Below are 14,304 nucleotides of genomic sequence, written 5' to 3' on the forward strand. Positions count from 1 at the left end.
CGACAGGCTGCTTGTCGTTTACAGGAGAACAGACGTCAATGCATCAGAGCGGGTTAAAATCATTAACGCCCCTTATTCAGGGGCTACTTTTGCTGACATGTTTGACCATACTATTGGCTGGATTGCACATGGCAGCACCACTGGTTAATCAGGTCCTCCTGGCGCTGTTTCTCGCCGTGATGCTTGATCCACTGATCGAACGCCTGGAGAAACACGGACTCCCTCGACTCCTTACTTCGCTATCAGTGATTGTGGCTCTGCTGTTACTGATCGTTATTATCATCAGCTCGCTCAGCGCCTCAGCACCGGGGTTAATTCAGCTCAGTCGCCTGGCATCGGTTCAGATCGCCACCCAGCTTCATGCTCTGACATTTTTTCTGAGCGAGGCGGGTATTTTCCTTTCCACCAATCTGGTGCTTAGTTTCATCGATACAAGTGCCATACTTCGTCTGATAACCAGCCAGCTGTCGCTGATTCCGGGCATGTTGTCCTGGTGGCTGATGGTATTTCTTATGCTGCTATTTATGTTGTACGAACTGCCAGTGTTAAAAACCACTCTGCGCACCACTCAACATCGTTCGGGTGTGATCCGTGCGCTGCTGGAAGGCATACAAAGCGTGATCGTTTATGCACGCGTAAAAACGCTGACGGGACTGCTCGGTGGCCTGGTTGTCTGGGCCGCCGCCTGGCTACTGGGTTTAAAGTTTGCTTTTCTCTGGGGCACGCTGATGTTTATTTTCAATTATGTCCCGGTGCTCGGCTCCTTACTTGCCGCGATTCCGCCGGTCCTTCAGACGATGATCTTTTTCGATATACAGGCCGGCCTGTTGGTCGCTGGATTTTTCGTGGTGCTAAACCTTTCCCTGAGTTCAGTGATGGAACCACTTATGCTCGGCAAACGGTTGAATTTACCACTGACGGTTCAACTACTGGCATTCCTGATCTGGCAGGCACTACTTGGCATAACTGGAGCTATACTGGCCATTCCACTCACCTTTTTACTGAAAAAAGTGTGGCAAGCATTACGTGAACTGGAATGACGTATATATGCAGACGAGAGAAGTTGTGGAAAGTTACCAATTTTAAACTGAATAAGTTTACCAGTCGGGGACTCGCGTAACGTTAGAAAAAAGACTTCATCCTGGTGGCACCAGATGAGAGACGTAAACCACGATTTTCGCCTACGTCAGCTTCATCTTTGCCACCAGGCTTCATCATTTTTACCGCTTTAAACGAAAGTGGCTTTCCCTCTTGTTTTCCTGCCATAAAGACTCCGTTATCATGCACCTCATACCGTCATGAAATCCTACTGTTAACTGTAGGATTTCATGATATTCGATGAGACAACGTGAAACCTAATGATAACCATAAAATTCACTAACTCATTAAAAATTAAGAAATATGGACATCACACTCCAATGAGTACAATAGAAAACCTAGACTCTCACACGCCGATGATGCAGCAGTATCTCAAGCTGAAGGCTCAGCATCCGGAAATACTGTTGTTTTACCGCATGGGCGACTTTTACGAACTGTTTTATGACGATGCGAAACGCGCGTCTCAGCTGCTTGATATCTCCCTGACCAAACGCGGCGCATCAGCAGGCGAGCCTATCCCGATGGCGGGTATTCCTCACCATGCGGTAGAAAACTACCTCGCCAAGCTGGTCAATCAGGGGGAATCTGTCGCTATTTGTGAGCAAATCGGCGATCCGGCAACCAGCAAAGGCCCGGTTGAGCGCAAAGTGGTGCGTATCGTCACGCCTGGCACCATCAGTGATGAAGCGCTGTTGCAAGAACGCCAGGACAACCTGCTGGCCGCTATCTGGCAAGACAGTAAAGGTTACGGCTATGCCACGCTGGATATCAGCTCCGGGCGTTTTCGCGTCAGCGAACCGGCCGACCGCGAGACCATGGCCGCAGAATTGCAGCGCACCAATCCCGCTGAACTGCTGTATGCCGAAGATTTCGCTGAAACCTCACTGATTGAGGGGCGTCGCGGATTACGTCGTCGCCCACTATGGGAATTTGAAATCGATACTGCTCGCCAGCAGCTAAACTTGCAGTTTGGCACGCGGGATCTGATTGGTTTTGGCGTGGAAAACGCCCCGCGCGGATTATGTGCTGCTGGCTGTCTGCTGCAATACGTAAAAGATACCCAGCGCACCTCGCTGCCGCATATTCGTTCTATCACCATGGAACGTCAACAGGACAGCATCATTATGGATGCCGCCACGCGCCGCAATCTGGAAATTACCCAGAACCTGGCGGGCGGCGTTGAAAACACACTGGCTTCAGTACTCGACTGCACCGTGACGCCGATGGGCAGCCGTATGCTCAAGCGCTGGCTGCATATGCCGGTCCGTGACACCAAAGTCCTTACCGAGCGTCAACAGACTATCGGCGCGCTACAGGATTCCACCAGTGAATTGCAACCCGTGCTGCGTCAGGTCGGCGATCTGGAACGTATCCTGGCGCGTTTGGCCCTGCGTACTGCGCGTCCGCGCGATCTGGCCCGTATGCGTCATGCCTTCCAGCAATTACCGGAACTGCGCGCGCAACTGGAAAGTGTAGACAGTGCCCCCGTGCAGATGCTGCGCGAGAAAATGGGTGAGTTTGCAGAGCTGCGTGAACTGCTGGAACGCGCCGTTGTGGAAGCTCCGCCAGTGCTGGTTCGCGACGGTGGCGTCATCGCCCCGGGCTATAACGAAGAGCTGGACGAGTGGCGAGCGCTGGCTGATGGCGCAACTGACTATCTGGACAGACTGGAAATCCGTGAGCGCGAGCGCACCGGTCTGGATACGCTGAAGGTTGGGTTTAACGCCGTTCATGGCTACTACATTCAGATCAGTCGTGGGCAGAGCCATCTGGCGCCGATTAACTATGTGCGTCGCCAGACGCTGAAAAACGCTGAACGCTACATTATTCCGGAACTGAAAGAGTACGAAGATAAAGTTCTGACGTCAAAAGGCAAAGCACTGGCGCTGGAAAAACAGCTGTACGATGAGCTGTTCGACATGCTGTTGCCGCACCTGGCTGATTTGCAACAGAGCGCCAGCGCGCTGGCGGAGCTGGACGTACTGGTCAACCTTGCAGAACGCGCTTATACCCTGAATTACACCTGCCCGACCTTCACCGATAAACCCGGCATTCGTATTACTGAGGGACGTCATCCGGTGGTTGAACAGGTGCTAACCGAGCCGTTTATCGCCAACCCGCTTAACCTCTCGCCTCAGCGACGGATGCTGATCATCACCGGTCCGAATATGGGGGGTAAAAGTACCTATATGCGCCAGACCGCGTTGATTGCGCTGTTGGCCTACATCGGCAGCTACGTTCCGGCGCAGAAAGTGGAAATAGGCCCGATCGATCGGATCTTTACCCGCGTGGGCGCGGCGGATGATCTGGCATCCGGTCGTTCTACCTTTATGGTAGAAATGACCGAAACCGCCAACATTCTGCATAACGCCACCGAGAACAGCCTGGTACTGATGGATGAGATTGGACGCGGCACCTCCACCTACGACGGCCTGTCGCTGGCATGGGCATGCGCGGAAAACCTGGCCAATAAAATCAAAGCATTAACGTTGTTTGCCACCCACTACTTCGAACTGACTCAGTTACCGGAAAAAATGGAAGGCGTCGCGAATGTGCATCTGGATGCATTAGAGCACGGCGATACCATCGCCTTCATGCACAGCGTACAGGATGGTGCGGCGAGCAAGAGCTATGGTCTGGCAGTAGCAGCCCTGGCTGGCGTGCCGAAAGAGGTTATTAAACGCGCGCGGCAAAAACTGCGCGAACTGGAAAGCATTGCGCCAAACGTTGCTGCGACCCAGGTCGATGGAACACAGATGTCGCTGCTTTCAGTGCCTGAAGAAACCTCGCCCGCCGTTGAAGCGCTGGAAAACCTCGACCCGGATTCACTAACGCCTCGCCAGGCGCTGGAGTGGATCTACCGGTTGAAAAGTCTGGTGTAACGTTGTAATGCCCGATGGCGCTTTGCTTATCGGGCCTACGGCAACGCGAGAATGGGTGCAAGAGGACGAAACCGGACCATCAAAACGCGGGGGTTTCCCCCGCGTTGTTGCTACTTCTTCGGTTCGTAAGCGAGAACAGCTTTAAACTCCATACCACGTTCTTTAATACTTAACTCGCACAACGAATCTCGTACCATTAACGTGAATCCCAGCGCCGTGAAACACAGCACTACAATTGCCACAAGGGCATATTTTGTCAGCATGTCTTGCCTCCCTGCAAAGAAGAGACTAACATCCAAATGGTCTAGGTTTGTACGTTAGCCTCAGGTTGATAGAACTATCTCCTGGGGCTTTTGTCTTTCCGGGACCTTGCCAATGCTCAAAGCCCAGAAAGCCTCAAGCACCCGCCGCTATTCTATTCCCGATGCCGCTGTAACAAATCAATTTATCAATACGTTACGAGTCTGCTCGCAAAAAAGACCCGGAATCCCGGGCCTTCAGTATTAGCGCTTACCTTCCGCCAGCAGCGGTGGAATACTCGGCACCATTGGCGCATCGTCGATATCTTTCTGCGTCATACGAAACGCCTCCGGGTAGTGCTCGCGACTGGTACGACGTAGCGGTTCGGTATTACGCCAGGTGTACAGACAATGCTGGCACTGATATACCGTCCAGACACCTTTTACCGGCGAGTTTGCCATCACTTCAATATGTTCATCGGCACAACGTGGACAAATCATCTGCTACTCCTTATTTACGGTTGGCCAGCATGGCGGTCAGTTTTTCTGCCCAGGCTTTCGTTTCCGGTAAATCACATACCGGCTGGCTGTAGTGCCCACGGTTATCCGGCGCAACCGGCGTGGTAGCATCAATAATTAACTTGTCGGTAATCCCCGCCGGACTGGAACCCGGATCAAGCTCCAGCACCGACATATTCGGCAGTTGCACCAGATCGCCCGCCGGATTGACCTTCGAAGACAGCGCCCACATCACCTGCGGCAGGTTGAACGGGTCAACATCCTCATCAACCATAATCACCATTTTCACGTACCCCAGGCCATGCGGCGTCGTCATTGCGCGCAGCCCCACCGCGCGGGCAAAGCCGCCGTAGCGTTTTTTGGTGGAGATAATCGCCAGCAAACCGTGGGTGTACATGGCATTCACCGCCTGCACTTCCGGGAACTCGGCTTTCAGCTGTTGATACAGCGGTACGCAGGTTGCCGGCCCCATCAGGTAGTCAATCTCCGTCCACGGCATCCCCAGATATAGCGATTCAAAAATCGGTTTGGTGCGATAAGAGACTTTATCGATACGTACGACCGTCATATTACGTCCACCGGAATAGTGCCCAGTAAACTCGCCAAACGGCCCTTCGATTTCACGCTTACGGCTTTCAATGACCCCTTCAAGGATCACTTCCGAACCCCAAGGTACGTCAAAGCCGGTAAGCGGTGCGGTAGAGATCGGGTACGGGCTTTCACGCAGCGCTCCCGCCATTTCGTATTCCGACTGATCGTACTTCAGCGGCGTGGCCCCCATCAGGGTAATAATCGGATCGTTACCCAGCGTGATGGCAATCGGCAGATCTTCACCGCGCTCTTCAGCTTTATGCAGATGCAGCGCGATATCATGCATCGGCACCGGCTGCAGGCCAAGCTTGCGTTTGCCCTTCACTTCCATACGATAAATGCCGACGTTCTGTTTGCCGAAGTTGTCCGGATCCAGCGGATCGCGCGACACCACGCAGGCTTTATCAAGATAGAAACCGCCGTCACCATCGTTCAGACGAAACAGCGGCAGAATATCAAACAGGTTGATCTCCTCACCATCAACACAGTTTTCAGCCCACGCCGGGTTGGCACGACGCTCCGGCGTAACCGGAAATTTATCCCAACGGCGAATAAACTCATCAATTTGTTTTTTCACCGGCGTATTGGGCGGCAGGCCTAATGAAATGGCATGATTCTGCCATGAACCGATGGTATTCATCGCCACGCGGGCATCGGTAAAACCGCGAATATTGTCAAACCACAGCGCAGGCGCACCATCACCAATACGTCCGGTCGCGTTAGCCGCCGCAGCCAGATCCGGCTCAGCGTTGACTTCTTCACTGATTTTCAGCAATTGTCCCTGGTCGTCCAGCGCTTGTAAAAAGCTGCGCAAATCATCAAATGCCATTATTCATTCTCCTGTGAAAAATTCTGCGCCTGCCGTAAACCCTGCCAGCGACGGGCGTTTGGATGCTCCAGACCAAACTGATCGAGCACACGCGCAACGATATGCTGAGTGATGTCATCGACCGTTTGCGGGTGGTTGTAAAACGCGGGCATCGGCGGGACCATCGCCACGCCCATGCGGGAAAGTGCGAGCATGTTTTCCAGATGAATAGTGCTGAGCGGCATTTCACGCGGAACCAGAACCAGCTTGCGCCCTTCTTTCAGCACCACATCAGCAGCGCGCCCCACCAGTCCTTCCGCGTAGCCTGCTCGAATACCGGCCAGCGTTTTCATACTGCAGGGGATAATGATCATGCCGTCAGTACGAAACGATCCTGAGGATATGGTCGCCGACTGGTCCGCCGGGTTGTGGCAATAATCGGCCAACGCCGACACATCACGGACGCTGTACGGCGTCTCCAGTTCAATAGTGGTTTTGGCCCACTTTGACAGCACCAGATGGGTTTCTACCCCCGGCATTTCCCGCAGCGCCAGCAATAGCGACACACCAAGCGGTGCGCCGGTCGCCCCGGTCATTCCTACAATCAGTCTCATTTCGCCCTCAATTTTGTTCGTGTACGAACATTTTGATTAAAATACTCCCTCGATGCATTCCGGACAAGAGCACCTCGCACAGATTGCTAAAGCAGCAATGGTTAAACTATGACGCGTTACCCGTTAAGATAGAGACTGACAGATATTCCGGAGCTCTCATGCCGTTAAGAAACACAGCCTTTCACCTTTTACGTCAGCTTTTTCAGCAACATACGGCTCGCTGGCAACATGAATTACCGGATCTGACCAAACCGCAGTATGCGGTGATGCGCGCCATTGCCGAGCATCCCGGCATTGAGCAGGTCGCCCTGACCGAAGCCGCAGTCTGTACCAAGGCAACGCTTGCGGAAATGCTGAGCCGGATGGAAAAACGGGAGTTGGTCAGACGTGAACACGACCCGGCGGATAAGCGTCGGCGATTTGTTTATTTGACCGCGCAAGGAGAAGCATTACTGACCAGCGCAACCCCGTTAGGCGATAGCGTGGATGATGAGTTTCTGGGGCGATTATCTGATGAAGAACGTGAGCAGTTCACACGTCTGGTGCGTAAGATGATGAACTAATCTGCCGGATGGCGACATAAATGTCTTATCCGGCCTACAAAGTCCGGCTCCCCGTAGGCCTGATAAACGCAGTGCCATCAGGCAACAAACATAGAAAAAGGCCAGTCTCAATGAGACTGGCCTTTCTTGATAGAACTTGTGCTTACTCGCGGAACAGCGCTTCGATATTCAGTCCCTGAGTCTGCAGGATTTCACGCAGACGACGCAGACCTTCAACCTGAATCTGGCGAACACGTTCACGGGTGAGGCCAATTTCGCGGCCTACATCTTCCAGTGTCGCAGCTTCATACCCCAGCAGACCAAAGCGACGTGCCAGTACCTCACGCTGTTTGGCGTTCAGTTCGAACAGCCATTTGACGATGCTCTGTTTCATATCATCGTCTTGCGTGGTGTCTTCCGGGCCGTTTTCCTTTTCATCGGCCAGAATATCCAGCAACGCTTTTTCGGAATCGCCACCCAGCGGGGTGTCTACCGAGGTAATACGCTCGTTGAGTCGGAGCATACGGCTGACGTCATCAACCGGTTTGTCCAGTTGTTCAGCAATCTCTTCTGCGCTCGGTTCGTGGTCCAGTTTATGCGACAACTCACGCGCGGTACGCAGATAGACGTTCAGCTCTTTTACAATGTGAATTGGCAGTCGGATCGTACGGGTTTGGTTCATAATCGCCCGTTCGATCGTCTGGCGGATCCACCAGGTTGCGTATGTTGAGAAGCGGAACCCGCGTTCCGGGTCAAACTTCTCGACTGCACGGATCAGTCCCAGATTGCCCTCTTCAATCAGGTCCAGCAATGCCAGACCACGATTGCCATAACGACGAGCAATTTTCACCACCAGACGCAGGTTACTTTCAATCATGCGACGGCGGGATGCGACATCCCCACGCAGTGCGCGACGCGCAAAATAAACTTCTTCTTCGGCTGTTAACAGTGGTGAATAACCAATCTCACCAAGGTAAAGCTGAGTCGCGTCCAACACACGCTGTGTGGCCCCCTGCGATAACAGCTCTTCTTCAGCCAGGTCGTTATCACTGGGTTCCTCTTCACTCAAGGCTTTTTCATCAAAAGCCTCTACTCCGTTCTCATCAAATTCCGCATCTTCATTTAAATCATGAACTTTCAGCGTATTCTGACTCATAAAGGTGGCTCCTACCCGTGATCCCTAACGGAACTAGCACGTGAAAGCCTGGTTCCGCCGAATTATCGCTGCGGTAAATAACGCAGCGGGTTTACGGATTTCCCCTTGTAACGAATTTCAAAATGCAAGCGTGTTGAACTGGTTCCGGTACTACCCATGGTAGCTATTTTCTGCCCCGCCTTGATTTCTTGTTGTTCCCGGACCAGCATTGTATCGTTATGGGCGTAGGCACTCAGGTAATCATCGTTATGTTTGATGATAATAAGATTACCGTAACCACGCAGCGCGTTACCGGCATAGACGACGCGTCCATCTGCGGTCGCGACAATAGCCTGTCCCTTGCTGCCTGCAATGTCGATCCCTTTATTGCCACCTTCGGTAGCCGCAAAGTTTTCGATCACTTTGCCCTCGGTTGGCCAGCGCCAGGTAGAGATTGGCGAGCTGGTTGACGTTGAGCTTGCAGTTGATTCGGTTGCGCTAACTGCCGGAGCCGTTACAGGCGCTGTGACCACAGTCCCAGCAGGCTTGTTGTTCGGCAACATTTTATTAGCACTTTGTTCACCTGAATCCTCAGAATACGTAATTGTTGGTTTCGAAGCAACAGCAACGGTGGAATTTTGTGCAGGGTTGGTCACAACTCCTTGCTGTGCTGCATCCGCCTGGGTGATGGCATTTCCACCGGTAATCGGTGCGCCAGACGCATTGCCCACTTGCAGAGTTTGACCGACATTCAGGCCATACGGGGCCGGAACGTTATTGCGTTGTGCGAGATCACGGAAATCGTTCCCGGTAATCCAGGCAATATAGAAAAGGGTATCGCCTTTCTTAACAGTATAGGTACTGCCGCCCGTATAGCTACCTTTCGGAATGTTCCCATACTTACGGTTGTACACAATACGACCGTTTTCCATCTGCACAGGTTGTTCCGCAACAAGCTGGATCTGTGTTGACTGTGTGGTCGGACGCTGCACCGGCTGGATCTGCGGCGTTTGCTGTACTGTCGACGTCGAGCCCATTTTTGGTGGAGGCGTAATCAGCATACCGGAATTGGTGTTCGTTGATGCACCGCCATCAACGGAACTGACCGGTGCAGGTGGATTCGAGGTATTTGAACAACCTGCCAGCCATAATGAAACCAGTGACAATGCCGCAATACGGCGAACGGTAAATTTGTGGCTTCCCGCGCTCATTTATCCCCCAGGAAAATTTGGTTAAAACCAGTGACGTAATCACCGTGCAAGGCATCGGACTGGGCACTGGAAACGTGACCACGATACGCTTACTAATTCCAGAATATCCAGGAAAACTCCAGGTATTCAGAGCCTGTATCTACGCAAGCTCCCCTTTTACTAAGGGAACGAAGCGTACGGCCTCCACGGTATCGATAATAAATTCGCCTCCCCGACGACGCACCCGTTTCAGAAACTGGTGCTCGTCACCCACGGGTAAGACGAGAATGCCGCCTTCATCCAACTGCATCATCAATGCGGTTGGGATCTCAGGCGGCGCTGCCGTAACAATGATAGCGTCAAACGGGGCTCGCGCTTGCCAGCCTTGCCATCCATCACCATGACGGGTAGAAACATTATGTAAATCAAGCTGTTTAAGTCGACGACGCGCCTGCCACTGCAAACCTTTAATGCGCTCAACAGAGCACACATGGTGCACAAGGTGCGCCAGAATCGCCGTTTGGTAGCCAGAGCCGGTACCAATTTCCAGCACCCGGGACTGTGGCGTTAACTCCAGCAGCTCGGTCATCCGTGCAACCATATAGGGCTGCGAAATCGTCTGCCCCTGACCAATCGGCAGGGCAATATTGTCCCAGGCCTTATGTTCAAACGCCTCATCAATGAATTTTTCACGCGGCACGGCGGCAAGTGCATCGAGAACAAGCTCATCTCTGATGCCCTGCGCACGTAATTGTTCAAGAAGAGTGTGTACGCGTCTGCTTACCATTGCGTGTCGGCTCCCACGCTGTCTAGCCAGTCAGAAACAACTTCATGCGCGCCGTATGCGGTTAAATCGACATGCAGCGGCGTGATGGAAACATAGCCTTCATCGACGGCGGCAAAATCAGTATCCGGTCCGGCGTCGCACTTTTCGCCCGGTGGCCCGATCCAGTACAGCGTATTACCGCGCGGGTCCTGCTGTGGTATCACCTGATCCGCAGGATGGCGACTACCGCAGCGGGTGACGCGAATACCTTTAATCTGATCCAGCGGTAAATCCGGCACGTTGATATTCAAAATGCGCCCGGTGCGCAGCGGTTCACGACTCAGCGCCCGTAAGATACGGCAGGTTACTGCGGCAGCAGTATCGTAGTGTTTATGCCCATCAAGTGAGACAGCCAGCGCAGGGAAGCCCAGGTGACGACCTTCCATCGCCGCCGCAACGGTACCGGAATAGATAACATCATCGCCGAGATTAGGACCTGCGTTAATACCAGACACGACAATGTCCGGACGCGGACGCATTAATGCGTTAACGCCCAGATAGACGCAATCGGTAGGTGTACCCATTTGTACGGCGATATCACCGTTATCATAGGTGAACGTGCGAAGTGAGGATTCCAGCGTCAGCGAGTTGGACGCGCCACTGCGGTTACGATCCGGGGCAACCACCTGTACGTCAGCAAACTCACGCAGCGCTTTCGCCAGCGTTTGTATACCTGGTGCGTGAACCCCATCATCGTTACTCAGCAATATACGCATAATCACCCATTGTGTTAATAAGTTCCCTTACAACACTGGTGGCGAAGCTACCTGCCGGTAGCCAGAAACGTAATTCAACGGTTACGTCATCCCACCAGTTCCAGCTTAATTGTTGTGGATACAGCAACATAGCGCGACGCGACGCGTCGACTTTCTCGCGCAATAACAGAGACTGCAGCGCGGTTTCATCAGCAACAGCGGCTTCTTCAAACGCCAGCGCGTCGCGTTGAGTTCCCCACTCACCGCTGCCCGGTAATGCCGCTGTAATCATCAATTCTTTCTCATCGACGCGACGCTGTAATTCAGTTTGTTCTTCCTGTGCGGCGACAAACCAGCTTCCGCGCCCCGATAATTGTAGCGCATCGCCGTCAACAACTTGATTAAAGTCTGTTTTTTTCAGGCGTTCACTGACTATCTGATTAAACAACGCGCTACGGGCCGCCGACAACCAAAAACTGCGTTTATTGCGATCGCGCACCGGCGCATCGCTTTGCGCCCAGCGCAGCGCCCCTTGCAGGTTGCTGCCGCCGATACCAAAACGCTGAGCGCCAAAATAGTTCGGAACGCCGCGCTCGTTAATTGCCTGCAAACGCGCTTCAACATCATTTCGCTCGCTCACTTCACGCAGCACCAGCGTAAATTCGTTGCCTTTCAGCGCCCCTAAACGCAGCTTACGCTTGTGGCGTGCGTACTCCAGCACTTTACAGCCTTCAAGCTCAAATTTGCTTAAATCAGGCATCGCATTGCCCGGCACACGCGCACACAGCCACTGTTCCGTGACCGCATGCTTGTCTTTCTGACCAGCAAAGCTCACTTCGCGGGCATGAATTTTCAGGAATTTCGCCAGCGCGTCAGCCACAAAACGGGTGTTACAACCGTTTTTCAGGATACGCACCAAAATGTGCTCGCCTTCGCCATCGGGTTCGAAGCCTAAATCTTCGACGACGACAAAGTCTTCCGGATTCGCTTTCAGAACGCCATGGCCTTGTGGTTTGCCATGGAGATACGTCAGATCTTCAAACGCAGTCATTTCGTTGCCTTAATGAGTAACGCCACCGCTTCACAGGCAATCCCTTCCCCACGCCCGGTAAAACCGAGTTTTTCCGTGGTGGTCGCTTTCACGTTAACATCATCCATATGGCAGCCGAGGTCTTCGGCAATAAACACACGCATTTGTGGAATGTGCGGCAGCATCTTCGGCGCCTGAGCAATAATTGTCACATCCACATTACCAAGCGTATAGCCTTTGGCTTGAATACGCCGCCAGGCTTCACGCAATAATTCACGACTATCTGCACCTTTAAAGGCCGGGTCGGTGTCCGGGAATAGCTTACCGATATCCCCCAGCGCAGCCGCGCCCAGCAGAGCATCGGTTAACGCGTGCAACGCCACGTCACCATCAGAATGCGCCAGCAATCCTTTTTCATACGGGATGCGCACACCACCAATGATAATTGGGCCAACTCCTCCAAAAGCGTGTACGTCGAAACCGTGTCCAATTCGCATTATGCCTTCTCCTGATATACACAGCGTCCTCCAGGCAGCCTGAAGTATGATGTATCTAGATAGTTCGGGTCAGATAAAATTCCGCCAGCGCCAGATCTTCCGGGCGGGTGACTTTGATGTTGTCAGCACGTCCTTCGACCAGCTGCGGATGAAAGCCGCAATATTCCAGCGCCGAAGCTTCGTCTGTAATAGTTGCACCTTCGTTGAGTGCACGTGTCAGGCAATCGTGCAATAACTCGCGCGGGAAAAACTGCGGCGTCAACGCATGCCATAAATCGGTGCGATCGACCGTATGGGCGATGTCTGTTCGCCCCGGCTCCGCACGTTTCATTGTGTCGCGTACCGGTGCGGCAAGGATCCCGCCGGTACGGCTGGACTCGCTGATTGCCAGCAAACGGGCCAAATCATCCTGGTGCAGGCACGGACGCGCGGCGTCATGCACCAGCACCCAACGGGCCTCCCCTGCGGCTTGCAAACCGGCAAGGACAGAATCGGCACGCTCGTTGCCGCCATCCACCACCGTAATTTGCGGGTGCGCAGCAAGTGGAAGTTGGGCAAAGCGACTGTCGCCTGGGCTGATAGCGATGACGACTCGCGTCACCCGGGGATGAGCCAGCAGCGCATCAACCGAGTGTTCAAGAATGGTTTTATTGCCAATAGAGAGGTACTGCTTAGGACACTCTGTTTGCATTCGGCGGCCAAACCCGGCAGCCGGCACCACGGCGCAAACGTCCAATAAAGTGGCTGCCATGTTAAATCCCTGGACGGTTTATCGATTGTTTTGCCCTGCAGTCTGAGCGCGTTTAGACGCGTCAGGCACCAGACGATAAAAGGTTTCGCCCGGCTTAGTCATACTGAGTTCGTTGCGCGCACGCTCCTCAATAGCCTCTTGTCCGCCATTGAGATCGTCAATTTCGGCAAAGAGCTGATCGTTACGCGCTTTAAGTTTCGCGTTTGTAGCTTGCTGCGCAGCAACATCATCGTTGACGCGACTATAGTCATGTATGCCGTTCTTACCGAACCACAGCGAATACTGCAGCCAGACTAATAAAGCCAGCAACAGCAGCGTTAGTTTACCCATCCTGCCCCCTGAAAAACGGCATTAATATCCCATAACTTCCGCAGACAACTTTACATCAACGGTCGGGAATGCCGCGACAACGCGGGCAAATGTACCACATTTGCCCGTTGTTACGTATACCCCGTGTAAGGAGAACATAATCTCATTGTTGGTTACGGTTTGAATTATGACCAGAGAGTGAACAACGTCGGCGATTGTTAAAAAAAGGCGTTTGCCTAACCCAATAACCATAAAAATAGTGCGCCAAACATCGCCCCAACCACCAGCAGGGTACAGGTAATGCTCAGCAGCAACCTCCCCTTCAATAGCGAGTGCAAGGCAATACCCGCGACAATCGCCACGGGCAGCAATGCGAGGAAAAAGGGCCAGGTATAAATGAAGAAAAACAGTGTATTAGGGCCATACATCAGACACGGGAATCCCAGCGCCAACAACCACGCGATAAAACCGACCACGGCCCCCGGTAGTGACCAGGTGGTTTCGTCGTCGGCGGCGAAGGTATCTGACTCTGTAATAGTAATGTTATGGCTGTTACGCATATCTAATCCTGTGACCGT

Annotated in this window: 17 protein-coding genes; 3 read left to right on the forward strand and 14 right to left on the reverse strand. The window is 53.1% G+C overall.

From position 1 onward, the window contains the following. Positions 1-38: 38 nt before the first annotated feature. Entirely contained in the window at positions 39-1,040 is a 1,002-nt protein-coding gene (locus WC1_RS05985) for an AI-2E family transporter (protein ID WP_016150900.1), read from the forward strand. A gap of 82 nt (positions 1,041-1,122) precedes the next feature. Here the strand turns inward: WC1_RS05985 and WC1_RS05980 are convergent, their stop codons facing one another. Beyond that, positions 1,123-1,266: a hypothetical protein gene (locus tag WC1_RS05980; RefSeq protein WP_003034206.1), complete on the reverse strand. Its 144-nt coding sequence runs from the start codon at positions 1,264-1,266 to the stop codon at positions 1,123-1,125. A 152-nt stretch (positions 1,267-1,418) separates the two neighbouring features. Between WC1_RS05980 and mutS the strand changes: the two genes are divergently transcribed. Beyond that, positions 1,419-3,980, forward strand: a complete 2,562-nt coding sequence (gene mutS, locus WC1_RS05975; protein ID WP_016150901.1) for a DNA mismatch repair protein MutS — start codon at positions 1,419-1,421, stop codon at positions 3,978-3,980. A gap of 110 nt (positions 3,981-4,090) precedes the next feature. On the opposite strand, the gene WC1_RS24010 is transcribed toward mutS, so the two are convergent. The 4 genes from WC1_RS24010 to WC1_RS05955 all read right to left on the reverse strand — a co-directional run bounded on the left by WC1_RS24010 (position 4,091) and on the right by WC1_RS05955 (position 6,751). Beyond that, entirely contained in the window at positions 4,091-4,243 is a 153-nt protein-coding gene (locus WC1_RS24010) for a Hok/Gef family protein (RefSeq protein ID WP_003034202.1), read from the reverse strand. Between the two features lie 240 nt (positions 4,244-4,483). Then, entirely contained in the window at positions 4,484-4,720 is a 237-nt protein-coding gene (locus WC1_RS05965; RefSeq protein WP_003846555.1) for a non-oxidative hydroxyarylic acid decarboxylases subunit D, read from the reverse strand. Between the two features lie 10 nt (positions 4,721-4,730). Beyond that, positions 4,731-6,158, reverse strand: a complete 1,428-nt coding sequence (locus tag WC1_RS05960) for a non-oxidative hydroxyarylic acid decarboxylases subunit C (RefSeq protein ID WP_016150902.1) — start codon at positions 6,156-6,158, stop codon at positions 4,731-4,733. Then, positions 6,158-6,751 carry a non-oxidative hydroxyarylic acid decarboxylases subunit B gene (locus WC1_RS05955; RefSeq protein ID WP_003034196.1) on the reverse strand — a complete coding sequence of 198 codons (594 nt, stop codon included), beginning with the start codon at positions 6,749-6,751 and terminating at the stop codon, positions 6,158-6,160. Before WC1_RS05955 ends, WC1_RS05960 begins: the two co-directional genes overlap by 1 nt. Before the next feature lie 158 nt (positions 6,752-6,909). On the opposite strand from WC1_RS05955, the gene WC1_RS05950 reads away from it, so the two are divergent. Next, positions 6,910-7,314 (forward strand): MarR family winged helix-turn-helix transcriptional regulator, encoded by a 405-nt coding sequence (locus WC1_RS05950; protein WP_003840322.1) that lies wholly within the window; start codon positions 6,910-6,912, stop codon positions 7,312-7,314. Positions 7,315-7,456: 142 nt separating this feature from the next. Here WC1_RS05950 and rpoS read toward each other — a convergent pair whose 3' ends face one another. From rpoS to WC1_RS05905, 9 genes are all read right to left on the reverse strand, one after another. After that, positions 7,457-8,449 (reverse strand): RNA polymerase sigma factor RpoS, encoded by a 993-nt coding sequence (rpoS, locus tag WC1_RS05945; RefSeq protein ID WP_000081498.1) that lies wholly within the window; start codon positions 8,447-8,449, stop codon positions 7,457-7,459. Between the two features lie 62 nt (positions 8,450-8,511). Next, entirely contained in the window at positions 8,512-9,594 is a 1,083-nt protein-coding gene (gene nlpD, locus WC1_RS05940) for a murein hydrolase activator NlpD (protein WP_231385721.1), read from the reverse strand. Between the two features lie 184 nt (positions 9,595-9,778). Continuing rightward, the gene (locus WC1_RS05935) at positions 9,779-10,405 is read right to left on the reverse strand and encodes a protein-L-isoaspartate(D-aspartate) O-methyltransferase (RefSeq protein ID WP_003034172.1); all 627 of its coding nucleotides are present in this window, start codon (positions 10,403-10,405) and stop codon (positions 9,779-9,781) included. Then, on the reverse strand, positions 10,399-11,160 hold the full coding sequence (gene surE, locus WC1_RS05930; RefSeq protein WP_003825728.1) for a 5'/3'-nucleotidase SurE: 762 nt from the start codon (positions 11,158-11,160) through the stop codon (positions 10,399-10,401). The genes WC1_RS05935 and surE overlap by 7 nt, the downstream gene beginning before the upstream one ends. Then, positions 11,141-12,190, reverse strand: coding sequence for a tRNA pseudouridine(13) synthase TruD (gene truD, locus WC1_RS05925; protein ID WP_016150904.1), 1,050 nt, complete (start codon positions 12,188-12,190; stop codon positions 11,141-11,143). The genes surE and truD overlap by 20 nt, the downstream gene beginning before the upstream one ends. Further along, entirely contained in the window at positions 12,187-12,666 is a 480-nt protein-coding gene (gene ispF, locus WC1_RS05920) for a 2-C-methyl-D-erythritol 2,4-cyclodiphosphate synthase (protein ID WP_003034167.1), read from the reverse strand. The genes truD and ispF overlap by 4 nt, the downstream gene beginning before the upstream one ends. Positions 12,667-12,721: 55 nt before the next feature. Next, a complete protein-coding gene (gene ispD, locus WC1_RS05915) occupies positions 12,722-13,417 on the reverse strand; it encodes a 2-C-methyl-D-erythritol 4-phosphate cytidylyltransferase (RefSeq protein WP_003840328.1) in 696 nt (231 codons plus the stop codon). A gap of 18 nt (positions 13,418-13,435) precedes the next feature. Continuing rightward, complete coding sequence (gene ftsB, locus WC1_RS05910) at positions 13,436-13,747, reverse strand: cell division protein FtsB (protein ID WP_003034163.1); 312 nt, start codon at positions 13,745-13,747, stop codon at positions 13,436-13,438. A 215-nt stretch (positions 13,748-13,962) separates the two neighbouring features. Beyond that, entirely contained in the window at positions 13,963-14,286 is a 324-nt protein-coding gene (locus WC1_RS05905) for a DUF3561 family protein (protein ID WP_003034160.1), read from the reverse strand. Between the last annotated feature and the right edge of the window lie 18 nt (positions 14,287-14,304).

It is taken from the genome of Citrobacter sp. KTE30 (genome assembly GCF_000398825.1).
Taxonomy (GTDB): domain Bacteria; phylum Pseudomonadota; class Gammaproteobacteria; order Enterobacterales; family Enterobacteriaceae; genus Citrobacter; species Citrobacter freundii.

Bases quoted from the DNA above. Each gene is read 5' to 3' on its own strand.
- mutS (WP_016150901.1), top strand. From the start codon at position 1,419: ATGAGTACAATAGAAAACCTAGACTCTCACACGCCGATGATGCAGCAG.
- surE (WP_003825728.1), bottom strand. From the start codon at position 11,160: ATGCGTATATTGCTGAGTAACGATGATGGGGTTCACGCACCAGGTATA.
- WC1_RS05935 (WP_003034172.1), bottom strand. From the start codon at position 10,405: ATGGTAAGCAGACGCGTACACACTCTTCTTGAACAATTACGTGCGCAG.
- truD (WP_016150904.1), bottom strand. From the start codon at position 12,190: ATGACTGCGTTTGAAGATCTGACGTATCTCCATGGCAAACCACAAGGC.
- WC1_RS05955 (WP_003034196.1), bottom strand. From the start codon at position 6,751: ATGAGACTGATTGTAGGAATGACCGGGGCGACCGGCGCACCGCTTGGT.
- WC1_RS05960 (WP_016150902.1), bottom strand. From the start codon at position 6,158: ATGGCATTTGATGATTTGCGCAGCTTTTTACAAGCGCTGGACGACCAG.
- WC1_RS24010 (WP_003034202.1), bottom strand. From the start codon at position 4,243: ATGCTGACAAAATATGCCCTTGTGGCAATTGTAGTGCTGTGTTTCACG.
- WC1_RS05950 (WP_003840322.1), top strand. From the start codon at position 6,910: ATGCCGTTAAGAAACACAGCCTTTCACCTTTTACGTCAGCTTTTTCAG.
- WC1_RS05965 (WP_003846555.1), bottom strand. From the start codon at position 4,720: ATGATTTGTCCACGTTGTGCCGATGAACATATTGAAGTGATGGCAAAC.
- ispD (WP_003840328.1), bottom strand. From the start codon at position 13,417: ATGGCAGCCACTTTATTGGACGTTTGCGCCGTGGTGCCGGCTGCCGGG.
- rpoS (WP_000081498.1), bottom strand. From the start codon at position 8,449: ATGAGTCAGAATACGCTGAAAGTTCATGATTTAAATGAAGATGCGGAA.
- WC1_RS05985 (WP_016150900.1), top strand. From the start codon at position 39: ATGCATCAGAGCGGGTTAAAATCATTAACGCCCCTTATTCAGGGGCTA.
- ftsB (WP_003034163.1), bottom strand. From the start codon at position 13,747: ATGGGTAAACTAACGCTGCTGTTGCTGGCTTTATTAGTCTGGCTGCAG.
- WC1_RS05980 (WP_003034206.1), bottom strand. From the start codon at position 1,266: ATGGCAGGAAAACAAGAGGGAAAGCCACTTTCGTTTAAAGCGGTAAAA.
- ispF (WP_003034167.1), bottom strand. From the start codon at position 12,666: ATGCGAATTGGACACGGTTTCGACGTACACGCTTTTGGAGGAGTTGGC.
- WC1_RS05905 (WP_003034160.1), bottom strand. From the start codon at position 14,286: ATGCGTAACAGCCATAACATTACTATTACAGAGTCAGATACCTTCGCC.